The organism is Rhizobium sp. P1_B8 (assembly GCF_056406515.1).
In genome coordinates this window covers 86802-109272 of record NZ_JBFTZZ010000034.1, presented here as the reverse complement: position 1 = coordinate 109272, position 22471 = coordinate 86802, and the positions used below count along the sequence as shown (strand labels likewise).

21 protein-coding genes and 1 pseudogene are annotated in these 22471 nt (G+C 56.0%); 7 read left to right on the top strand and 15 right to left on the bottom strand.

Annotated elements, in window-relative coordinates:
- Positions 1 to 131 (top strand): annotated as a pseudogene (locus AC1D2N_RS30330) (IS3 family transposase); the annotation flags it as partial.
- Between the two features lie 383 nt (positions 132 to 514).
- On the opposite strand, the gene nodX reads toward AC1D2N_RS30330, so the two are convergent.
- The 7 genes from nodX to AC1D2N_RS30295 all read right to left on the bottom strand — a co-directional run bounded on the left by nodX (position 515) and on the right by AC1D2N_RS30295 (position 8750).
- Positions 515 to 1618, bottom strand: coding sequence for a nodulation protein NodX (gene nodX / locus AC1D2N_RS30325; protein ID WP_065277148.1), 1104 nt, complete (start codon positions 1616 to 1618; stop codon positions 515 to 517).
- A 285-nt stretch (positions 1619 to 1903) separates the two neighbouring features.
- The gene (locus tag AC1D2N_RS30320; RefSeq protein WP_017968974.1) at positions 1904 to 2395 is read right to left on the bottom strand and encodes a MaoC family dehydratase; all 492 of its coding nucleotides are present in this window, start codon (positions 2393 to 2395) and stop codon (positions 1904 to 1906) included.
- Between the two features lie 79 nt (positions 2396 to 2474).
- Positions 2475 to 4301 (bottom strand): glutamine--fructose-6-phosphate transaminase (isomerizing), encoded by a 1827-nt coding sequence (glmS, locus tag AC1D2N_RS30315; protein ID WP_017968973.1) that lies wholly within the window; start codon positions 4299 to 4301, stop codon positions 2475 to 2477.
- A 433-nt stretch (positions 4302 to 4734) separates the two neighbouring features.
- Entirely contained in the window at positions 4735 to 5286 is a 552-nt protein-coding gene (locus AC1D2N_RS30310; RefSeq protein WP_065277149.1) for a sugar O-acetyltransferase, read from the bottom strand.
- 490 nt (positions 5287 to 5776) lie between these two features.
- Positions 5777 to 6985: a beta-ketoacyl-[acyl-carrier-protein] synthase family protein gene (locus AC1D2N_RS30305; RefSeq protein ID WP_477982579.1), complete on the bottom strand. Its 1209-nt coding sequence runs from the start codon at positions 6983 to 6985 to the stop codon at positions 5777 to 5779.
- The gene (locus AC1D2N_RS30300; protein ID WP_012755326.1) at positions 6985 to 7263 is read right to left on the bottom strand and encodes a phosphopantetheine-binding protein; all 279 of its coding nucleotides are present in this window, start codon (positions 7261 to 7263) and stop codon (positions 6985 to 6987) included. Before AC1D2N_RS30300 ends, AC1D2N_RS30305 begins: the two co-directional genes overlap by 1 nt.
- Positions 7264 to 7802: 539 nt before the next feature.
- Positions 7803 to 8750, bottom strand: a complete 948-nt coding sequence (locus AC1D2N_RS30295; protein WP_065277152.1) for a LysR family transcriptional regulator — start codon at positions 8748 to 8750, stop codon at positions 7803 to 7805.
- Positions 8751 to 8976: 226 nt separating this feature from the next.
- Between AC1D2N_RS30295 and AC1D2N_RS30290 the strand changes: the two genes are divergently transcribed.
- From AC1D2N_RS30290 to AC1D2N_RS30270, 5 genes are read left to right on the top strand one after another with little or no spacing between them, the layout of a single operon-like run.
- Positions 8977 to 9567, top strand: coding sequence for a NodA family N-acyltransferase (locus AC1D2N_RS30290; RefSeq protein WP_081295649.1), 591 nt, complete (start codon positions 8977 to 8979; stop codon positions 9565 to 9567).
- Positions 9564 to 10214, top strand: a complete 651-nt coding sequence (gene nodB, locus AC1D2N_RS30285) for a chitooligosaccharide deacetylase NodB (RefSeq protein ID WP_064649243.1) — start codon at positions 9564 to 9566, stop codon at positions 10212 to 10214. The genes AC1D2N_RS30290 and nodB overlap by 4 nt, the downstream gene beginning before the upstream one ends.
- A 20-nt stretch (positions 10215 to 10234) precedes the next feature.
- Positions 10235 to 11515, top strand: a complete 1281-nt coding sequence (gene nodC / locus AC1D2N_RS30280; protein WP_064649245.1) for a chitooligosaccharide synthase NodC — start codon at positions 10235 to 10237, stop codon at positions 11513 to 11515.
- A gap of 38 nt (positions 11516 to 11553) precedes the next feature.
- Positions 11554 to 12585 carry a nodulation factor ABC transporter ATP-binding protein NodI gene (nodI, locus tag AC1D2N_RS30275; protein WP_081295651.1) on the top strand — a complete coding sequence of 344 codons (1032 nt, stop codon included), beginning with the start codon at positions 11554 to 11556 and terminating at the stop codon, positions 12583 to 12585.
- A 2-nt stretch (positions 12586 to 12587) separates the two neighbouring features.
- Positions 12588 to 13376, top strand: a complete 789-nt coding sequence (locus AC1D2N_RS30270; RefSeq protein ID WP_065277155.1) for an ABC transporter permease — start codon at positions 12588 to 12590, stop codon at positions 13374 to 13376.
- Positions 13377 to 13737: 361 nt separating this feature from the next.
- Here AC1D2N_RS30270 and nifT read toward each other — a convergent pair whose 3' ends face one another.
- From nifT to AC1D2N_RS30230, 8 genes are all read right to left on the bottom strand, one after another.
- A complete protein-coding gene (gene nifT, locus AC1D2N_RS30265) occupies positions 13738 to 13950 on the bottom strand; it encodes a putative nitrogen fixation protein NifT (protein WP_032491863.1) in 213 nt (70 codons plus the stop codon).
- Between the two features lie 179 nt (positions 13951 to 14129).
- Positions 14130 to 14324: a 4Fe-4S binding protein gene (locus tag AC1D2N_RS30260; protein WP_032491862.1), complete on the bottom strand. Its 195-nt coding sequence runs from the start codon at positions 14322 to 14324 to the stop codon at positions 14130 to 14132.
- Between the two features lie 17 nt (positions 14325 to 14341).
- On the bottom strand, positions 14342 to 15829 hold the full coding sequence (gene nifB, locus AC1D2N_RS30255) for a nitrogenase cofactor biosynthesis protein NifB (protein ID WP_032491861.1): 1488 nt from the start codon (positions 15827 to 15829) through the stop codon (positions 14342 to 14344).
- Between the two features lie 241 nt (positions 15830 to 16070).
- Positions 16071 to 17156: a nif-specific transcriptional activator NifA gene (gene nifA / locus AC1D2N_RS30250; protein WP_032491860.1), complete on the bottom strand. Its 1086-nt coding sequence runs from the start codon at positions 17154 to 17156 to the stop codon at positions 16071 to 16073.
- 200 nt (positions 17157 to 17356) lie between these two features.
- The gene (locus AC1D2N_RS30245; protein WP_032491859.1) at positions 17357 to 17653 is read right to left on the bottom strand and encodes a ferredoxin family protein; all 297 of its coding nucleotides are present in this window, start codon (positions 17651 to 17653) and stop codon (positions 17357 to 17359) included.
- 12 nt (positions 17654 to 17665) lie between these two features.
- Complete coding sequence (locus tag AC1D2N_RS30240) at positions 17666 to 18973, bottom strand: FAD-binding protein (RefSeq protein ID WP_477982573.1); 1308 nt, start codon at positions 18971 to 18973, stop codon at positions 17666 to 17668.
- 10 nt (positions 18974 to 18983) lie between these two features.
- A complete protein-coding gene (locus tag AC1D2N_RS30235) occupies positions 18984 to 20096 on the bottom strand; it encodes an electron transfer flavoprotein subunit alpha/FixB family protein (RefSeq protein ID WP_032491865.1) in 1113 nt (370 codons plus the stop codon).
- A gap of 16 nt (positions 20097 to 20112) precedes the next feature.
- Positions 20113 to 20961, bottom strand: coding sequence for an electron transfer flavoprotein subunit beta/FixA family protein (locus AC1D2N_RS30230; RefSeq protein ID WP_032491857.1), 849 nt, complete (start codon positions 20959 to 20961; stop codon positions 20113 to 20115).
- Positions 20962 to 21523: 562 nt separating this feature from the next.
- Here AC1D2N_RS30230 and nifH point away from each other — a divergent pair.
- The gene (gene nifH / locus AC1D2N_RS30225; protein WP_003563197.1) at positions 21524 to 22417 is read left to right on the top strand and encodes a nitrogenase iron protein; all 894 of its coding nucleotides are present in this window, start codon (positions 21524 to 21526) and stop codon (positions 22415 to 22417) included.
- The last annotated feature ends 54 nt before the right edge of the window (positions 22418 to 22471 follow it).

Sequence of the window (22471 nt, the reverse complement as noted above, 5' to 3'; positions counted from 1 at the left end):
ACTATGCCGGGACCATCGCCGCAACCGGCTCCAACGCTACGCAAGATGAAAGCTCCGCGTTTCCGCCGGTTGCTCACACCGCGCCATTTGGCGTATTCAAAGCCGCCGAGGCTCTAACCGCCGCTGGATGAAAGTTCAGTGGCAGGTCAAATGCTCGGATCCGTCGAAGGTTTACTCGGCGATCGCCGTGATCAAGAACCCGCGGCCGGCCAGCGCCGGGAAAAACTGCGACGGACGTTCCGCGACCGTTTAGCCGGCGTTCCGCGGTGGCTGTTTAGCTCTCGGCGCTCAGAATAATGGACCCATCGAATGATCTTGGTTGGCCCTCACGGAGGGGCCAATATTCCCTTATGACCAACTCAGCGGGAATAACCAGACCCGGAAATAGGGACGAACGAACAGTCGAATGACAGTCAAAAACCCAATCACATGGACAAACGACGATTTTCCCGATCTGGGCGCGTCCAATGTGGCAGCTTCGATTGAGTTCCGATCTTTCACAGGAGCTTTCCGTTTAAGCGACCGAAAGCCTTCTGGCGACTAACGATTTGCGAAGCTTCATGGCCGGCTTTTCAATCAGCGCCCATGATAGAGCGGCTAATGCCACGGTCCCGACCGGCTCGACGATCCAAAGCCACCAGTGGCCGACCCATCCGATGCCGATCAGCGTGTGCATGACGAGCATATGGTAGAGGTAGATCCCGTAAGAGAGATCCTGCCCGCGCAAAAGGTTAGGGCGCGGAAATGAGTACGCTGCCGACAGGACTAGACCGGCAAGAATAGCGATTCGGAATGCATCGACAGGCGCCGCATTGTTGATAGAGATGAATGCAGCGGACGTCCCTGCTACCCACCACGTTATCGTGAGATGAATTGCCAGCCACCACAAGAGCTTCCCCTCAAAGATCCTGCTTACGCGATGCCAGTAAAGCCGAGCAAGAACTCCCATCGAAAAAATCCAGAAAGTCGGGCCCACTGTCACCGACAGGAACGGATTGTACCTATCAGTTATGTTGAAGTGCTGCGCCATGACCCAAGACCCGAGAGCAGCGACGGCAACGACTAGCGCCCCTGCTCGTTTCCACCGCCGCCAAATTTCCAACAGCGTTGGCAGGGTGAGGTAGAATGTCAGCTCCACCGTCAGCGTCCACAGCACTCCACTTGGGTCCGAGACGCCGTAAAAGCCGCTCATCGTGTAGGGCTCGTAGGTGAAGTAGACGGCCCAGATTCGTGCAGCGGTCAGAATGTAGACCGTGAAGTAAGACAGATACTGCAAGATGCCAGTGACATTTAATCCCCCCGTCACAAACAGGGCAAGTTCCATCACGGCGATGTTGACGAACAGTGCAGGAAAGATTCGGAGCGACCGCTTGACGAAAAAAGAGGCCGCCGACGATGAGCGGATGTAAGAATCTGTTACTAGAAAGCCGCTGATTACAAAGAAGATCGCAACACCCGGCGTCGAAAACAACAGATTGAAGGCCGTTGTGCCGTTCAAAGAATCGCCCAGGTGAAGCCAATTCCACGCGTGGCTGAACATCACTTGGCAGGCGGCAAAGAGCCTTAACAGGTCGAAGTTGTTCCGGTGGCCGGATGAGTGTTCATTGGATGGTCCCATGAATGTCCATTAGCCGGCAGATGCCGCGCAACCTTTCGGCGGTGTATTGAGAACAGAAGTCAGGTGTGGTGGTGGACGGCTTAGTTGTCTGCAGCCAAGACGGTGTAATTGCCGCTTCTCAAGGCTCAGACAGCCTGTCGTCGAGGTAAAGAGCCGTTTGCGCCTTGGCGACTGATTTCGCCCAGTGCCGCCTGCGGATGCAAACCCGAGCGGCATTGGCATCCCCCGTCAGATCGTTTGCCTTCGTTGGTTAACAACATCGATGGGTAATACCTATAACTAGGATCAACTATGAGACGTCTTTGGCCGATCTTTTGGATCAAACTGAACAATCGTGATCCAACTGGCAGTGAGTGCGGGCCGGTTCTCGTTTTCGATCTCGACCGTCACCTCGTAGGTCGTCACCAGCATGCTTGAGCCCCGAAAACGGCAGTCGGACAATACGAAGCGGCCGCGTACGCGACTCCCAGTCTTAACGGGCGACATGAAGCGCACGTTGTCGAAGCCGTAGTTGAGGCCCATTGTCTGCTCGCGAATTTTTGGCATCCCGCTGAAATTCATCACCGACAAAAGTGAAAGAGTCAGGAAACCATGAGCGATCGTGCCGCCAAACGGGCTTTCCACCGCAGCGCGTTCCGGGTTCACATGAATGAACTGATGGTCATGCGTTGCATCCGCGAATAGATCGACTGTTGATTGATCGATCATGATCCATTCGGATCTTCCAACTTCCTGGCCAACTCGCCCAAAGACATCCACGAGCGAAATTTCATTCATACGACCTCACTTATTCTAAATTCCAATGAGAAGGTTTCGGTATTTGTCCGAAATCGCGCTAGCTCCGGGAGCTATGCAATTATTCGACAGTGACCGATTTTGCGAGATTGCGCGGCTGGTCGACATCGGTTCCTTTGGTGACCGCCACGTAGTAGGCAAGCAGCTGTAGAGGTAGAGAGAAGATGATGGGCGCAATTATTTCCTCGACATCCGGCAGCACGATCGTGTGAATGGTATCGAGCTTCGAACGCGTAGCTCCGCTCTCATCGGTGAGAAGAATGACGCGGCCGCCGCGTGCGGCAACCTCCTGCATGTTGGAGACGGTCTTGTCGAAGAATCGATCATGTGGCGCGATAATGATGACGGGCATGTTTTCATCGACGAGCGCGATCGGGCCGTGTTTCAGTTCACCGGCGGCATAGCCTTCAGCGTGGATATAGGAAATTTCCTTGAGCTTTAGCGCGCCTTCCATCGCCAAAGGGAAACTGGTGCCGCGGCCAAGAAAGAGCGCATGAGAGTATCCCGAAAGTTCCCGCGACAGGAGTTTGATCTTTGGCCGAATGTTCCGCAGCACCTGCCTCATGATGCGCGGCATTTCAATCAAGCTCATGACCAGTTGCCGCTCCTCGTCCTCGGTAATCGTACCGCGCGCCTTGCCTGCACTGATGGCCAGAGCAGCAAGAACTGCGAGCTGGCAAGTGAACGCCTTGGTCGAGGCGACCCCGATCTCAGGACCTGCGAGGATCGGGAAGATGACATCGGCTTCTCGGGCAATGGTCGATTCGCTTGCATTGACGACGGCGCCGACCTTCAGCCCTTGTGCCTTGCAATATCGCATTGATGCTAGCGTGTCGGCGGTTTCACCGGACTGCGAGATGAAAAGCGCCGCCGCATGTGGCGACAGGGGGATATCGCGATAGCGGAACTCTGAAGCGACATCGATTTCCACTGACAGGCGTGCGTAGCGTTCGAACCAGTACTTGCCGATCAGGCCTGCCAAATAGGCAGTGCCGCATGCGGAGATCACGAGGCTACTGGCGTTTGCAAAATTCAGTTCCGTTGATACTTGAACTGCCCGATTGCTGGCTATATCGATGTAGCGGGCGAGAGCACCGGCTATGACCTCGGGCTGTTCGTAGATCTCCTTCTGCATGAAGTGGTCATAGTCGCCCTTGGTCACTCGGTCGACAGAGGCCATCGAGGTGTGTCGAGGGCGTGTGACGACATTGCCCTCACTATCGAAGATCCTGAAGTCTGTTTTCTCGATCACGGCCCAGTCGCCGTCAACCAGGTAGGTAACTTCGTTGGTTAAGGGAGCAAGCGTGATAGGGTCGGAGCCTAGAAACATTTCCCCGTCGCCATGACCAATCACCAGCGGAGGTCCATTGCGCGCCGCCATAATGGTGGCTGGCTCATCCTGGAAAAGAATTGCAAGGCTGAAGGCTCCCTTCAGCCGCTTTAGCATCGCGTGCATGGCCTCTCGGCCGCTCATACCGCCGCGACGGGATTTTGCGAGGAGATGCGCGACGACCTCGCTATCGGTGCTCGTCTCGAAATCCGCACCAGTCGCCTCCAGTTCGGCCTTCAGCTCCGCGAAGTTTTCGATGATACCGTTATGAACGACGGCAATACCGTCGACGATATGTGGATGAGCGTTTCGTTCTGTCGGCGCCCCATGAGTAGCCCAGCGGGTGTGGCCGATGCCGATGATCCCGTCTAGCGGCTGTTGCTTTAGCCTCATTTCAAGATTGACGAGCTTACCCTGCGCGCGGCAGCGCTCCAACGTGCCCTCAGAGATCGTGGCAACGCCAGCGGAGTCATATCCGCGGTACTCCAGACGCTTTAGCGCGTCGAGCAGTCGCTGCGACACCGGGCGCCGCCCGACGATGCCAACAATCCCACACATTGATTTGTCTCCGTTCGGTGTGCCAAAGGACGAAGGTGCCACGATGCTTTGTAGCGCGCCCATTTGCGGAACCTTCTAATCGCATCCGGTAAGATGTTTAAAATCGATTGTTGTGATCGCGCACATCCAAATTGTGGATGCAACTCGCGCCATTGCCTTTACGAGATCCGCTCAATGTAGGTGGAGATGCCGCACCAAGTTCATTGAATTGATGGCGAAACACCTCGCCTTCTCAGGCGAGTTCAGTTTCCACTGGTTCGACGAGACGTGCAAAGCCCACATATGTGCATGCGTCAGAAAGCCGTCGTGGTTGCCGCGTTGGCCGGTCTGATATCCGATATTTATGAATCAACCACGCCGCATCGGCTTGGTGGCAAGTGGGAGTGTTGGTTCACAAGCACTGCCTTGACTATGGCGTTCTCAGCGGCTTGCCTCAGCGCTTCAACCGAGCCGGATTTCCCATGGCCTTTTCCCCTGCGGGTATATCGCGGGTGACTACGCTTCCGGCGCCGATGACGGCGTTGTCGCCGATCGTCACCCCTGGGAGGATAATTGCTCCACCACCAATCCAGACGTCTTTGCCAATCCGGACAGGCCGACCTAGCTGCAGACCAGCCTGCCGCTGCTCGGGATCATGCGGATGGTCGGCGGTGTAAATCTGCACAGCCGGTCCGACTGCCGTCCCAGCACCGATCGTCACTTCTGCTACGTCAAGGATTACGCAGTTGAAATTGATGTAAACGTAGGCACCAAGCCTGATGTTGAAGCCGTAGTCGCAATGAAATGGCGGACGGATGACGGCTCCAGTTCCGACCTCTCCTAGTCGCTCCAGAAGAAGTGCGTTCCAATGCTCGGCCGTACTTCCCAGAGTATCATTATATCTCTTCAGCCAAGCTCCCGTGGCCAACAGGTCCATCTGAATCTCCTCGTCCGCCGGGTTGTACATCTCGCCCGCCAGCATCTTTTCTTTTTGAGTGCGTGTCATTGTCTGTTCTCAGTTCGCGTTCATCGATGAAGTTGTTGGTCCTCTGACGCCCGGCTTGAACGAGGTTCAGATAAGCTCCTCTTCTCGACGCTCAACATCGCATGGCGCAGAAGAGAAGTCCCGGCAGGAAAACGGTCGACAACGCGTCGTTTGCGTGGTCCAGAGGCTCGTTCGACAGCAGTGGATTGAAAGTGGCAGTGACCAGCCCGGCCGGCAAGCGGAATCGATAGCAAGTGAATTTGAAGAGCCGCTCCGAGTGCCAAACCCGGAGCGGGCGCTCTTTCCAGCCGGTTGCGTGAATGATCATAACTACGGAACGCAACCATATTTTCCTCACCCCGCCTTGTGAGCAATCCCCGGCGAGCCATTGTGGGCTAACCATCGGTGCGAATTGACCTGCATATGTAACGGCACGCCAGCTAGCTTCTCTCCAGCGGCACCACCCTCGCGGTTGCAGCTGGAACCATTCACGGCCACATCGTCCGCCTCTTCACACTTGTCTGAATGCCAGGACGGCGTTGGTGCCTCCCATGGCGAACGCATTGCTCATGGCTACGCGCACCTTGCGCTCACGCGGGACATTGGGAGTGACGTCGAGATCGCACTGGGGGTCAGGCTCACGATAGTTGGCGGTGGGCGGTATGACGCCTTCTTGGATCGCCATGACGCAGGCAATCATTTCAAGTGCGCTGGCAGCACCCAGGCAATGGGCGTGCATGGACTTGGTGGAGGAGACGGACATCTGAAAAGCGTGGTCTTCGAAGACGCGCTTGATCGCTGCCGTCTCCATCTCGTCATTCGCAACGGTGCCGGTGCCGTGCGCGTTCAGGTAGTCTACATCGTCCGGGTTTAGCTCGGCATCGGCGAGGCAGCTGCGCATTGCGGCCTCCGGTCCCTCGATGGACGGCATGACAATGTCGTAGGCATCGCCGGAAAGTCCGATTCCGGCAACCTCGGCAAGCATAGTCGCACCGCGGGCAGCAGCGTGCTCGTAACTTTCCAGGACAGCCATTCCGGCACCCTCGCCAAGGACAACGCCTTTCCTATCGGCGGAGAACGGGCGACAGGTATCAGGGGCAAGCACGCGCAGTGCTTCCCATGATTTCAGGACGCCCCATGTGAGCGGCGCATCGCTTCCCCCGGCAAGCATGACGTCTGCACGGCCCAGCCTGATCTGATCTACCGCAGAAGCGATGGCGTGATTTCCCGCAGCGCAGGCAGAGGTGACGCCGAAGACGGGGCCGCGTAGACCCAAGAAAATGCTGACCTGGCCGGCAGCCGCGCTTGGCATTCCCTTTGGTGCGGTGAAAATGCGCGCCCGGGTCACTCCGTCCAGAAGGATGCTGCGGTAAGTTTCTTCGATCGTTCCCCAGCCAGGCCCGCCGACGCCCATGGCGGCGCCGAATCGGTGGGCATTTTGTTCATCGCAGGAAAGTCCGGCCTGCCTCATGGCTTCGGTTGCAGCAATCACCGCGAGAAGGCTGAAGCGGTCCATGGAGACAAGCTGTTTGCGCGGGATGGCGTGTGCTGGTATCGCCTTGATCTCGGYACCGACCGTGCCTTCCATATCATAGAGATCAGTCGTGATGATCGGGCTGATTGAAGAGCGGCCTTCCCGCATTTCTTTCCAAATAGATGAAGCGTTTGTTCCTAATCCGCATAGTCCGCCAATTCCCGTGATTACGACGCGCCTGTCCATCATGCCTCCTTCGCGATCAGGCCGCGAACGGCTTCGACGACATCGCCGATGTTTTTCAGATTAGACCAGGCATCGGCGGTGTTCATCTCGATCCTGATGCCGTAGGCCTGCTCCAGGTCCCAGAGGACATCGGCCAATGCCAGTGAATCGATGCCAAGCGAGGTTAATTCGCTATCAGCGGTGATTTCTCCGATTGCTACAGGGATCCTCCCGCCGTTTTCCGATTGGGCGAGATTTTTGATTGCAGCAATAATTTCTACTGTGAGCTGATCGGCCATCTTGTTCCTTTCCATCATTCCAGTGAGTCCTGAACGCGGTGGACATCCGGGCCAAGCAAGGCTTGAGCACGTTTGATGCTCCTACGGGAGGGCCGGCCCCACGTCTGGTTTTGTGCTATGGAGCATGCTGAAAGATTGGTAAAATTGATTGATTGGATCGAAAGCATCCGCAGAATGGATGATTTGATAAGCCACGCGCTCTCAATTACTTCAATGGTCGCATGATGGCGCCATCACTCGTGCCTTTGGTCATGTGGCTGGCATGTGAAGCGCAAGATCCAGGACGGGGAGAGGTTCGCTCGGAATCGCGATTTTGACATGGCACGAACACTGATGGAGCCGGGCGGCGTGCCTGCCGGCCCAAGACACACGGTGCTTCTCCAGGATCGTAACGGGTGGAAATGCAGCGATGGCACAGCTTCACCAGTTCATCATAATCAATCGCGAAACCAAAACCGATTCGATTGATCAATGCAGGAAGTGGGCGAGATGCCACCACCTGAAGCGACATCCTTCGAGCTAATGCAGCTCGACCAGAATTAGGCCGCTCTGGCCGCTTGAGAGCATCCTTCAGCGGATGCCTCCATGCGCGAAGCCTCCTCCAAAATTATGTTACGCATCCAGATGTTGCCGGGATCGGAATTGTGAAGCAAGGGCCACTGTATAGCTTCTGTGAACGAAAGAGGAGGCAGTGGATGATCTACGATCTGTAAGGGAATCGTCGGTGCGAAATGTCTGACAAGCCGCAAGGGAAGGGTTGATATCCGATTCGTCCCCTGTAGTAACATCGGGATCGCGTTAAAGCCCTGGACCACGATTTCGATACGCCGCTTAAAACCGTGCTCCAGCAATAGCCATTGTTCAACGGATGGCTTCAAAGTACGCCCAAACATGGTCGCGACGTGTCCCATCGACATAAATTGCTCAAGGGAAAGCTTCCCGTGCAGCTGTTGATTATTAGGGCAGCCGACACACACGAGTTTCTCCCCAAACAGCTTCGCACTGGGATGAGGGGCTGACATGAACTGTTTTGGAAGGATCAAAAAATCCACATCTCCGCCGTGGAGACGTTCGTCCGGATAATCAATCATGTGGAGTAATTCAAAACTGACGCCGGGTGCCTCTCGCGCTACGCGCTTTATGACCTTTTCGAAGAATACCAGCGTCATGAAATCGGACAGAACGATTCTGAAGCACCGGTCAGATTCCGCCGGGACCAATGGATCCCACGCAATCACCGAGAGCTGAATCTGAAGTAGAGCTTCGCGAACCGCAGGGGCGAGCGCCTCGGCTCGCGGTGTCGGGACAAGTCTGCGCTTCTGCATCACAAACAGCTCGTCATTGAAGTAGGCGCGCAACCTGCCGATGGCTGCGCTCATGGCTGGTTGACTGAGGTTGATGCTGCGCGCTGCCGCGGTGAGCTTCCGCTCGGTCATCAAAGCATCGAGCGCCACGAGAAGATTTAGATCCAGGCCCTTAAAACGCATATTCGATCCATGATGTAGATGATTGTGATCCAAACAATCAATTTTACCAATCTTTCGGAGTGCTTATTAAAAAGGCCGGAACTTATCAAGGCGCCAAAGCAAACTAGCGAGCGGAGGCGGATCGTATCTGTCGCAAATTGACGACGAGCGGCCCGATCAGCATGTGCGCCTGCACCAATCTCTGCTGCTTTTGGCTTATTGGCTGAGAAACGAACTGGAGCTTTGCATGTCTGCTGGAGTGCGGTGGAAAATATCCTGGGAAAATGATCTCGAACCGTCGGACCATGCGGAATTGTCCAATTTTTTTCGAGCGACCTATGGCCCGACAGGAGAGTTCAATGCCAAACCTTTTGAGACTGGCAGAAGCTGGGCGGGTGCGAGACCGGAACGTCGCGCAATTGCGTACGATTCGAAAGGCATAGCCAGCCACATGGGTTTGCTGCGTCGTTTCATAAAAGTCGGCGACACCGATTTGCTGGTCGCCGAACTTGGCTTGTATGGAGTGCGCCCGGATCTGGAGGGGCTTGGAATCGCTCACTCGATCCGCGCTTTGGCTCCGGCTTTGCAGGAACTGGCGGTGCCGTTCGCGTTCGGCACCGTCCGACATGCTATGCGGAACCACGTGGAGAGATTCTGCCGAGACGGTATCTCCAATATCGTCACGGGGGTTCGTGTACGCTCGACCCTTCCAGATGTGCTGCCCAATATGCCCTCTACGCGCACCGAAGACGTGCTCGTCCTGGTATTTCCGATAGGACGACCGATGAGCGAGTGGCCTTCCGGATCATTGATCGAACGAAACGGGTGCGAGCTATGAAGCGGCGCTCTTATATAAGCGAAGTGCCGTTGGATGACGGCGGGAGCGACGATCGTAGCATCTACCTGACGTTCGACGACGGTCCCAATCCGGAATGTACTGGCCAGATCCTGGATGTGCTCGCCGAACACCGCGTACCAGCCACCTTTTTCGTCCTCGGCGCGTATGTCAAAGACCATCCCGATCTCGTCCGCCGTGTTGCGGCAGAAGGTCACTTGGTCGCCAATCACACGATGACCCACCCCGATCTTACGGCCTGTGACTCGGAGGCGATCGAACGAGAGATAAAGGAGACAAACGAAGCCATTGTCTCGGCGTGTCCCCAAGTTGCGGTTCAACATATACGAGCGCCATACGGCGCTTGGAACGCGGATGTCCTTTCAAGATCCATGAACGCCGGACTTCGACCTGTTCACTGGTCGATAGACCCGAGAGACTGGTCCCGTCCCGGAGTCGATTCTATCGTTGACGCGGTACTCGCTGCTGCTCGGCCAGGTGCAATCGTGCTTTTGCACGACGGTTGCCCACCTGATGAGGTCGGGAACTGCAAGCTCACCAGACTGCGCGATCAAACACTTTCGGCGCTCTTGGCGATTATCCCCGCACTGCATAGCCGTGGATTTTCCCTTCGTTCACTTCCCCAGTAAAACTAAATCGACGAGAAACCATGACCTTGCTTGAAACAACCAGCATCGCCGCCGTCTCGCTTTATGGACTGCTTTCCTCCGCCTATAGGAGTGTACAGGTCCTTCATGCTCGGCGAACTCTCAAGTCGGAAACAGCGGAAAACACCGTCGAAGAGAGCTCGTTGCCAAGTGTGGACATCATTGTGCCTTCATTTAACGAGAGCCCGCGCGTCCTGTCCGATTGCCTGGCATCCCTCGCCAACCAGGACTATCCGGGGGTATTGCGCGTTGTTGTGGTTGACGACGGTTCCAGAAACCGTGACGCGGTGGTAGCCGAGCAGATCGTCTATGCGGGTGACGCGAGATTTGAATTCATCATGCTGCCCAGGAATGTCGGAAAGCGCAAAGCGCAAATCGCCGCCATTTCCCGATCATCCGGGGACCTCATCCTGAATGTGGATTCAGACACCACTCTCGCCAGCGATGTTGTTTCCAAACTCAGTCAGAAAATGCGCGATCCGGCGGTCGGTGCGGTGATGGGGCAGCTTGTAGCAAGCAATCAGAACGACTCGTGGCTGACCCGATTGATCGACATGGAGTACTGGCTGGCCTGCAATGAGGAGCGCGCCGCGCAGGGACGCTTCGGTGCCGTGATGTGTTGCTGTGGACCCTGTGCCATGTACCGCCGGTCCGCCTTCGTCTTGCTTCTTGATCAATACGAGACGCAGCTTTATAGGGGAAAGCCGAGTGACTTTGGCGAGGACCGTCATCTGACCATTCTAATGCTAAGCGCCGGCTTCCGTACCGAATATGTCCCAAGCGCCATCGCCGCAACCGTCGTTCCTGACGGTTTGGCTGCCTATCTGCGCCAGCAACTGCGTTGGGCACGGAGTACATTCCGAGATACCCTGCTCGGACTTCACCTCCTCCGTGGCATGAACTGGTATCTGACTTTGGACGTCGTCGGGCAGAATGCCGGCCCTCTTCTGCTCGCATTGTCCGTACTGGCGGGTCTAGCACAGTTCGCCCTGACCGGTTCACTGCCCTGGTGGACGATAGGAACGATTGGATCGTTGACACTGATACGATGCGGCGTAGCTGCTTATCGTGCCAGGCAGCTTAGATTTCTTGGTTTCTCGCTGCACACGCTCGTGAACGTCTTTCTATTACTGCCGGTGAAGGCTTATGCCCTCTGCACGTTGTCCAACAGTGACTGGCTGTCACGCGGCTCAGGAGTCAACGCTTCAGGCGCCGTTCGGACGCAGAAAGCCTCCGAAACTCCAATGCTTTCGGCCCCCGAAGCTACTTTCAGCGGCGAATAATCGCTGTGTCGCCGCATCTTGCCAACCTTAGGAACCACATGAACGGTCAATCGGATCTACAGGCAGCTGTGGCTGAGACGCTCCGCCGCCAGAGCAACCTTCCAGGGCGACAGTGCCTTTCGGTTTCAGACGGATTCGGCTCCCCTTTAGGCTCGATGTCTTCCATGGCGGTCGAGCTCGCTGGCGTTACAAAGTCATACCAGGGCAAGGCTGTAGTCGACGGGTTGTCTTTCAAGATTGCTCCAGGAGAGTGTTTTGGCCTGTTAGGTCCGAACGGCGCCGGAAAAAGCACGATTACCCGTATGATTCTGGGAATGACGTTGCCTGATGCGGGAAACATCTCGGTGCTCGGAATGCAGGTGCCGGGGCAGGCTCGTTCGGCACGCGCGCGTATCGGTGTCGTTTCACAGTTCGACAATCTCGATATGGAGTTCACGGTTCGGGAAAATCTTTTTGTCTACGGCCGCTACTTCCGCATGAAGGCCCGCGAGATCGAAGCAGTCGTGCCCTCCTTGCTGGAATTTGCGCGGCTTGAAACCAAGGCAGATACGCGGGTGGCGGATCTTTCGGGAGGCATGAAGCGGCGCCTCACATTGGCGCGCGCGCTGATCAATGACCCTCAGATCCTCATACTGGATGAACCGACAACCGGCCTCGATCCGCACGCGCGCCACCTGATCTGGGAACGGTTGCGATCGCTCTTGGCACGAGGAAAGACGATCCTCCTGACGACCCACATCATGGAAGAGGCCGAACGCTTATGTGATCGGCTGTGCGTGCTCGAAGGTGGAGTTAAAATAGCCGAAGGCCGCCCCTTTGACCTGATAGAGGAGCAGATCGGCTGCCCCGTTATCGAGATTTATGGCGGAAACCCACAGGAGCTTAGGCTTTTGATCAAGCCAAACGCACGGCGCATCGAAATCAGTGGCGAGACCCTGTTCTGCTACACCCCCGACCCAGAACAGGTTCGGGCGCAACTGCGCGGACACAGGGGTCTGCGCCTTCTCGAGCGTCCGCCGAACTTGGAGGACGTCTTCTTGCGGTTAACCGGACGTGAGATGGAGAAGTAGCAATGAGTGGAGATAGCGTAACGGCATTACCGGCCGGCGGCTTGAACTGGGTTGCTGTCTGGCGTCGAAATTATCTTGCATGGAAGAAGGCGGCGCTGGCGTCGCTTCTGGGTCATTTGGCCGAACCCTTGATCTACCTGTTCGGTCTTGGCGCTGGTTTGGGCGTGATGGTGGGCCGCGTCGGTGGCGTTTCTTATACTGCTTTCTTGGCAGCTGGAATGGTCGCGACAAGTGCGATGACTGCTGCAACCTTTGAGACGATTTACGCGGCTTTCGGCCGGATGGAGGGTCAGCGAACTTGGGAAGCGATGCTCTACACACAGCTGAGGCTAGGCGATATCGTTCTCGGTGAAATGGCCTGGGCGGCAACGAAGGCCGCGCTGGCGGGTGCTGGGATAGGCATGGTCGCGGCTGTTCTGGGCTACACGCAATGGCTTTCGCTGCTATATGCGCTTCCGGTTATCGCGCTGACGGGTTTGGCCTTTGCAAGCCTCGGGATGGTCGTCACAGCCCTTGCTCCGAGCTATGATTATTTCATCTTTTATCAGACGCTTGTTATCACACCTATATTGTTCCTCTCGGGTGCCGTCTTTCCAGTCGATCAACTGCCAATTGTCTTTCAGACGGCTGCGCGATTTCTTCCTCTGTCGCATTCGATCGACCTCATACGTCCGATAATGCTCGGTCACCCCGTGGTGGATGTCTGCCTGCACGTCGGCGCACTTTGCATATACATCGTCATCCCATTCTTTTTATCGACAGCCTTGCTGCGACGCCGCCTTTTGCGCTGACGCTCATTGGTGGAGCGCATCCCGACGGAAGATCAATGCTTTGGTCTGTATGGTTAGACAAGCCTTTGCTTGCATCGGCGCAGTAGTTCCCGGCAACGGCTGAAAAGTTCTTCGCTTGCCCCGTTGAAATAATCCATTTTGAAGTAAGCTCTGGCCCATTTTGAGGTGCTACCCGATTTTGGGCCAGCGGGAGCTGGAATTTTCCGGGGTTCAGTTCGGCGGGGGCCGATGAGCCGTTCATAAGCGAAATCGGTACCTTGTTGCCGATCGCGCTATGTGGCCGGAAGCAGACGTGGACGTTCGCCGTCGGCTATTTCGTCACCAAGTCAGTCGCGCAACCCCGCAAATTCGGCGTGCCGCGTCAGTCGTGATCGGATCGCTTCTTTGCCTCGACTGTGATGGGTAAGCGGGTGCTCCGCGGGAGGTCGGGGAGGGCGAGGAGCCACCCGTTCCTCAGCAATACAAAGCCGCCCCACAAGTCATGATTCTCCACCGCGACAACCGGCTCCTCGACATCCTTTTTGGACATATAGATTGATAAGCAGACCCCATTTCTGCGGATCATTGCTTTCATGGGCTGTACCTCCTTTTTCACACCCGTAAATTTTCTCCATCTCGCACCCGTGCGACCCGGCGATGCTGCCACGCTCAGCCACCTCATTGTTGCAGCAAGAGTTGCTGTCGAGGAGGATGCCCGCCTGCGCCAGAATGCTTTCGCAGGCGAGCCCTTTTGCCATCGTTTAGTAGGGCTTTTCAGGCAGGGACGCAGGTGTTCGGCATGGGGCAAATGGCTCTGCATTTGGGCGCGGCGAACTCAACCCTGCACTCCGTGCATATTTTAGGATCGACCACGAATCTGTCAGTTTTGAAACTGATTGCGCCTGAGGGGCACTCAAATTCGCATGCGCCGCATTGGGTGCATTGTGAGGCGATGATTTTGAAGGCCATGATTCAGCTCCTCTGGTTTAGTCAAAGTGTGTCTCAAGTCGTGGTGCTGAAGCGTCGTGGTGAAGCACCGCGCTATAATGAGCGTCGATTGCCTGCTCGATGTAGGAGCCGCCATAAGCGCCCGTTGCTGGAACACCTCGGCGTGCGAGTTTATTCGTAGGGCCATTGCCGATCTGAGAACAAATCAGCAAATCTAAGCCTTCGAGCGCATTGATGATACTGTTGAGAGTAGCCTCCTCCCCCCATCCACCAAGGCAGTACGGGTCGATCTTCAGGTGACCAATCAATCCGATGCCTTTTTGACAGACTGAGAAAATTTGTAGTTCCTGCGCGTGACCGAAATGTTCATTGACCCGGCCTCCACCTTTGGTGGTTACAGCAATAAGGAGAAGTTCGTCAGATGGACCTGAGACCGGTATGGCCGCGCCCCTTGCTTCCAATGTTTGGGCGCGTCGCTCGCGCTCGATCAACTTGCGATAGGCATGGCGCTTGCCACTGTCGTTGGTCGCTTCAGCTGGGAGTTGGGAAATCTTGAATTCGTTTGCGCGATCATCACTGAGCAGACCGACTGCATCGGCACGGCACTGGCGGCAATGGCGCATCACCTTCGTGTCGCCTTCAAGCCGGTCCCGGAGCGCGATTAGTTCGGAAGGTGTAGGGCAACGCTGATCGTTCATGCCATAGAAAGTGCCATGTGTAGGCTCTGAAATCAGGGGCATTACGTTGTGCATGAACGCACCCCTGTCCTTGACCCACTTGTTAACATCGATGAGATGCTCGTCGTTGACGCCTGGGATCATCACGGAATTGACCTTGATGAGGATGCCGCGTTCTGCCAGCATTTCGAGCCCCAACATTTGCCTCTCATGAAGGATCCTGGACGCGTCGATACCGTTGTAGCGGCGGCCGTCATAGAATATCCAGGGGTAGATCTTGGTCCCGATCTTCGGATCTACCATGTTGATGGTGATCGTCACGTGCCCGACATTCATGTCGACAAGCTCGTCGACGTGTTCAGGAAGTGCGAGACCATTGGTCGAGATGCAAAGCTTGACGTCAGGGATTTCCCGGGCGATCGGTATGAGCGTCGCCTTTGTTTTCCTCCAATCGTAGCAGGCATCGCCTGGCCCGGCGATGCCCACCACCGAAAGCTGCGGCACTTCGTTGGCGACCGCCATGGCCCTGCGCAGCGCCTGGTCGGGAGTGAGCCTATGGGATGCTACTCCTGGCCTGCTTTCGTTTGCGCAGTCGTATTTTCGATTGCAGTAATTGCATTGGATATTGCAGGCTGGTGCGACCGCGAGATGCATCCGCGCGAAATAGAGATGCGCCTCCCGCGAGAAGCACGGGTGGTCTTTGATCTTTTCAATGATTGCTGGAGCCATAGCATTCGGCTCTGAACTACCACGGGACGAAGACGCATGGTCACCGAACGTTGTTGCCTCCGACTCACGTGCGGCAGGTGCTGTGTTGGTGATCCTACACTTACTCATCCCTCTGGACATTACGAACTCCAATGACGCTTGAAAGCTCAGTTCCGCGAGCAAGAGCGATGCCAGTCTGAGAAACGTCACCCTGCCAGCTGGATATGCTCTTCGTTGTCCGGTTTAGACCTCTTTGCTACAGGTTTCGTCGGAGACACGACAGGGCCGCTTGGTAGACCTTGTCGGGTGGGGGAAACTAGAATTGCCGGGCGTCAGTTGGGCGCGACCTGCCGCAGCAGGTCTGCACCAATGACCTCCTTGACTAGAAGAGTTTTCGTTCGATCCCGTGCCGGCGCAGAGAGTAACCGACCTGTCGCGGCGTACGACCAAGGAGCCGCGCAGCCTTAGCCTGATTCCCTCCGGCCGTCGCCATCGCCTGTTCCAACCGTTCTCTGCCGATCAGACCTGAGTGTCCCATTACGGCTTCGGCCGCGAAGACGGCGGCATCACGCGGCTCTCCCATTGACACGGTTTCACCTCGAGCGAGCCCATGAACTGCGCCCTTGCCAACTCGCTCGGCAACCGCCTTTTTGAGGAGCGGGGAATAGCATCGACCCTGTTCACAGGCGAGATCTTGAGGAACGATGATGTCCGAACGGGCGAGAGTTGCGGTCCTCTGTGTGCAGTTTTGCAGCTCACGAATATTGCCCGGGAACTCGCATTTCGAAAGGATATCAAGTGTGGAGGGTGCAAAGCTTAACGAACGGCCGTTCTCCTTGTTGAAACGCCGAAGGAATACTTGGGCCAAACGCGGGATGTCACCGTCGCGTTGCCTCAGTGGTGGCAAAGTGATCGGTACGACATTGATCCGGTAATATAGGTCGGCTCTGAATTCTCCCGCCGCCACGGCCGTTTCGAGATCCTTATTGGTCGCGCATACCAACCTGACATTTACTTTCAATGTTCTCGTCCCACCGACACGCTCAAGTTCGCCTTCCTGCAAAACGCGCAGCAACTTGGTCTGAAACTCAGCCGAGATTTCTCCTATTTCGTCGAGCAGCAAAGTTCCACCGTGCGCCAGCTCGAACCGACCTACTTTCTGAGAGGCAGCGCCGGTGAAGGCGCCTTTCTCGTGCCCGAATAGTTCCGATTCCAGAACGCCTGCCGACAGCGCAGCGCAATTCAACTTTACGAAGGGCTTTTCGCGGCGCGGCGAGGAATCGTGTATCAGCTTTGCAAAGAATTCTTTGCCCGTGCCGCTCTCACCTCGCAACAGGACAGGCGTGTTGCTCCTTGCGACAATCTGGGCGATTTCAAAAACCTCCTTGAGTGCGGCACTCTCGCCGACAATCTCAGCACCCGGCCGCACTGCAGATTTGGGCATCTTCTCATCATCTGATCCAGCCACGGAACTACTCCATTCAGCACGTGGTTGAGAGTGCTTTAGGCACTCAGGACAATCCTGGAACGTCCTCCGCGCTACATATTGGACTTCGAAGGTCAATAAAAATTACAAATTGGTAGGGCGCTCCACCAGCCGATTCGTCATTGCTTGCTTACCATGCGCTGGGCCAACGAATGGCTCTATCAACTTACAAAAGAAGCTGTTCATCCAAACTTGAAGAGAACGCCGAACCCACCTTGTGGATACGTCCACTTAATGTCGCCGTCGGGTCCGCATAACACGTTGCATGTCCCGCATTCCAAGCAGCCATCGGAAACGATGATTACCTGACGTCTGTCGTTCAGCTGGTAGCATTTCGCCGGACACACTTGCGTCAAGGCGATTAGGTTTTGGCTTGGAAAGAGGTGTTTCCTGACCGATATGTGTGGGCGGCCCGGGTCAACCAGATATCGGTTCTGGTAAAGCTTGTCCTCAACACGCCGTTTAACGATGGCCTTCATCTGGATCTCCTTTTAGCGCCACGCGCGGGCGAGCCGGACTGCGTCTGAAATTAATCCCCACCGGGATCGTGCTTTCAAGAAGGCGGCAGACGTGGCCTTTTCCTTGTCGAGTTTTGAAGTTCCGTCGACACGGACGAAACTTTGCGCAGCCTTAGATATCAACTTTGGATATGAAACAAACAAGTTCTGGCTGTTGGCATGGAGAAACCTTGGCATCTCTTTATGCTTCATCAGATCTTTGATGACGAAGGATGAGTCGAGCATGCTCTTGTACAAAGCCAAGTTGCTTTTCACCATCGAGCCGCCGCGATCCTTTACGTCTGCAATCGCTTTACCCGCCAGATACCCTGATGTCATTGCGAGGTTCGAGCCCTCGCGATGTGCGGTGTTGTTCAACTGGGCCGCGTCTCCAACCACGACCCACCCATTGCCGAAGAGCTGTGGGATAGCCGTATAACCGCCTTCCGGAATGAGATGCGCAGCATATTCCTTCACCTCAGACCCGGCGATCAATGGTCGGATCGAAGGATGGTGCTTGAAGGCTTCAAGAATGTCGTATGGCCTTTCCATGGCTGCGGCCAAACCGGAAACGAGGCATCCTATCCCAATCGAGATGGATTCCTTGTTCGTATACAGAAAGCCAAGCCCCGGGACTCCCCGTGAAATTGTCCCACCTGCCTCGATCACACAGCCTTCGTCTGCAGTCAGGCCAAAGCGTTCTGCGATAACTTCCTCCGGTAGGAAATGCATCTCTTTCACGGCAAGTGCCACGCTGTCCGGCTTGGGCGTTTCGCGCAAACGTCCTAGTGTTCCTAGGAAGCCGTTCACCCCCTCAGCAAGCACCACGACGTCGGCAAGAATGGCCCCGCCGGGGCGGTCGGTGCATACGCCTGTGACGTTGCCGCTTGAATCCTGGATAAGTCTTGTGGCCAATGTCTCGCAGAGAACGGTGCATCCGGCCTCTCGCACCTTGGCCGAGAACCATCTATCGAATTGGGCACGGATGATCGTGTATCGGTTTGGCCTCCGTTCGTTAAAGTCATCCGACCGATAGTGAATTCCGGTGTGCGACGCGCCGTCCATGATCCAGAAGCGCTGCTCGACGAGATGCCGTTCAAGAGGCGCGTCATCGCGGAAGTCTGGAATGATCTTTTCCAGCGCGTCGGCGTACAGTATCGCTTCTTGAACGTTCTTCGAACCCGGGTACTCGCCGCGCTCCAACTGCAGCACTTTCAGACCACGCATGGCCATCGCATAAGCAGCCGCGTTACCCGACATACCTGCCCCGACGACAATCGCGTCAAATTTCTCGCCCTTCATCAGCCACACCTCAGTTTACTTGCATCGATTGGTTATGCGGCGGTATTCGCCTGGTGAACGCCGCGGTCAGCGCCGGCAGAAGACCGATGGCATCAGCCACAACTGCAACATGGGCGAAATCGAAGATCGGGGCGTTGCTGTCGGTGTTGATGGCAACGATCAAGTCAGCCCCTTCGACACCAACCCGATGTTGGACTGCCCCTGATATTCCAGCCGCAAGATAGAGCTTGGGCCGGATCGTCTGGCCCGTTTGGCCAATCTGTCGATCAACCTCCATCCAACCTTTTTGAACCAAAGGTCGGGAGCAGCCGAATTCACCGCCAATCGTCCTCGCTAGAAGCATCACACGTTCCAGATTCTCGGCGGTGCCAATACCAAGCCCGCCAGCGACCACGATATCTGCATAGGCGAGGTTGATTTTTTCCGATCGTTCATCCGGAAGGAAGCCGAGAACCTTTGTGACAATCTCTTCCTCAATCATCATCAAGTCATGCCGAATGATAGGTCCAATCGCATGGGTCACGCGTTTGGGGGTGGCCATGACCCGGGGTCGCACTGTCGCCATTTGCGGGCGAGAGTTGAGAGTGTAGATCGTGCACAGCAGCGAACCGCCAAATGTCGGCCGGGTCGCTGCGAGCGAGCCGTCTGCATCGACATCCAATTCGGTGCAGTCAGCCGTAAGCCCTGTTTCCAAAGTAGTTGCCACAGAACCGGCAAGATCTCGCCCAAGCGAGGTGGCGCCAAGAAGCAGAATTTCCGGCTTATGAAGGATGACCAGGTCTGAGAGAGCTTTGGTGAAGGGCTCGTTTCGGTAGTCCGATAGCAGCGGCGACTCGACGAGGTAGGCGAGATCGGCCCCGTAAGCGAACGCCTCTGCAATGGCAGACCGAACTCCCAGGCCTTCCGCGGTTCCAATAACCACTCCCGCCAGTTGAACGCCAAGCTTATCGGCAAGCTTGCGCCCTTCACCGAGTAGTTCAATAGACACGGGATGCACTTGGCCTCGTTCCAGCTCGATGAAAACCCAGACGTGCCGATTGTCGCGGAAGTGTCTGGGCAATTCCTTCTTCGCGCTGGCGCGACTGACCATTGGAGACTGACTTTCAGCTTGGTGGGCTTCCATTTATGCTCCTTGTTTCTCACGTGAGCCCATTCGGTTGAAAGCTCGCTTCCAATGGGGGCTGGTGCTCGAAGATCGATGCGATTATTTCGTCAGCCAGCGGACCGCACTGGTCATCGTTTACTTCGATTTGGATTGCTTTTTCGGCCCGTGGGGTGGGGGCGAATACGCGCTTGACGACGGTCGGTGATCCTCTCAAGCCGCAATTAGCTATCTCCACAATACCGGCGTCGGCTGCACGCCAGGTCGGTATTTGCGCGCGTGCGGCACGCAACGCGTCAGCGACGGAGCCTCGACGGATGGCGTTGACGCCTTCAAGGACACTGATCAAGCACGGCAGTTGGCTCTTCAGCATTTGTGTGCCGCCTTCCGAACGGCGCTCCACCGTGATCTCTCGGGCATGAAGATCGACTGAAACAATTTTCGTTACGTAGGTCAGTTGTTGCAGTTCGAGACGCCTGGCAATCCCCGGCCCCACCTGCGCAGTATCGCCGTCGATCGTCTGCTTGCCAGTAAACACGATTTCAGGCGCATGGCGGAGTCCAAGGTTCGTGATAGCTCGCGAGATAGCAAATGAAGTTGCCAAGGTGTCTGACCCGGCGAAGTGACGGTCGCTCAGGAGTACCGCTTCATCTGCGCCGTATGCCAGAGCTTTCTCCAGCGCTTGTTTTGCCATGGGCGGACCCATGGTAAGCACAGTGACTTTACCCCCATGCCGGTCACGCAGTTTAAGAGCTTCTTCCAAGGCGAAAAGATCGTAAGGATTGATGATTGTCGGCACTCCCTGGCGCATGATCGTGTTCGTAACCGGATGAACCCGGATCTGTGCGGAGTCAGGCACTTGCTTTATGCAGACCACGATGTTCATGCTGTCTTTGGCTCCAACCGAAATGTAGTTTGTGTCTCGGTCGGTCCTAGCACTCGTCGTGCCAGGCCGATTGCGCGGTGATTAACTCGCGAGTTTCGGGCGGGTCGAGTTTGCTATTGGTCCACAGTGCGAAAGCTTTGTCAGGTTTGCGACATGGGTGGCTGCATGCGCTTGGCAGCGGTGCAACACTGCTTGCGCGATTTTTTGACCGCAAACGATTTCGCTAGAGCTCCGCGCCACTTTCCAATTGCCAGCATTTGCGTCAAGTGCGGCTCATTCGACGGAGACGTGCTTGCGCAGAGTTACCGTGGCTCTCCGAGGGCCTCACGACATATGTGTGACATTGTCGTCAATTTTGTCGGCTTCGTGACACGACTCAGGATTCTTCGGTCCGGTATTTTATCCCCCCTAAGTGTTTGCGGGAGCACCAGTTTCCGTTCTGCCTTATCAATCAGCTCAATTGGCACGGCGCTTGAAAATTGTTCTTGGGCTGCGACGGAACCAGCCGCGTCCGATGTCGCGGCATCGCCTCGGACGGTTCGAACACGAAAAGGAAGTAAGAATGGCTGCTCTGCGTCAGATCGCGTTTTACGGAAAGGGAGGCATTGGCAAATCCACTACATCCCAGAATACGCTCGCTGCCCTTGTCGAACTCGGGCAGAAAATCCTCATCGTCGGCTGCGACCCAAAAGCTGACTCGACGCGATTGATCCTGAACTCCAAAGCGCAGGGCACGGTTCTGGATCTCGCCGCAACGAAGGGTTCAGTCGAAGATCTGGAACTCGGCGATGTGCTAAAAACAGGCTACGGCGGCATCAAATGTGTGGAGTCGGGCGGCCCTGAACCCGGCGTCGGCTGCGCCGGACGGGGGGTCATCACGTCGATCAACTTCCTGGAAGAAAACGGCGCCTATGACGATGTCGACTACGTCTCCTATGACGTGCTCGGAGACGTGGTGTGCGGGGGCTTTGCTATGCCCATCCGCGAGAACAAGGCTCAGGAAATTTACATCGTCATGTCCGGTGAGATGATGGCCCTGTATGCTGCAAACAACATTGCGAGGGGCATCCTCAAATACGCCAGCGCCGGAAGCGTACGGCTGGGCGGCCTGATCTGTAATGAGCGGCAGACCGACCGAGAATTAGACCTCGCGGAAGCGCTGGCTGCCAAGCTCAATTCGAAGCTTATTCACTTCGTGCCGCGCGACAACATTGTCCAGCACGCGGAGCTTAGAAAGATGACCGTGATCCAATACGCGCCACGCTCCAAACAGGCGGCGGAATATCGATGGCTAGCCGAGAAGATCCACTCCAATTCGGGAAAGGGCACTATCCCTACTCCTATCACCATGGAGGAGCTGGAGGACATGCTGCTCGACTTCGGAATCATGAAGTCGGACGAGCAGATGCTCGAAGAACTTCTCGTTAAAGAGGTGCAGGCGGGTTTGGCGCCATAGTCGTCCCAGATAGGGCGGCGCGGATGACAAAGCGCGTTAGTCGACTAACCATGC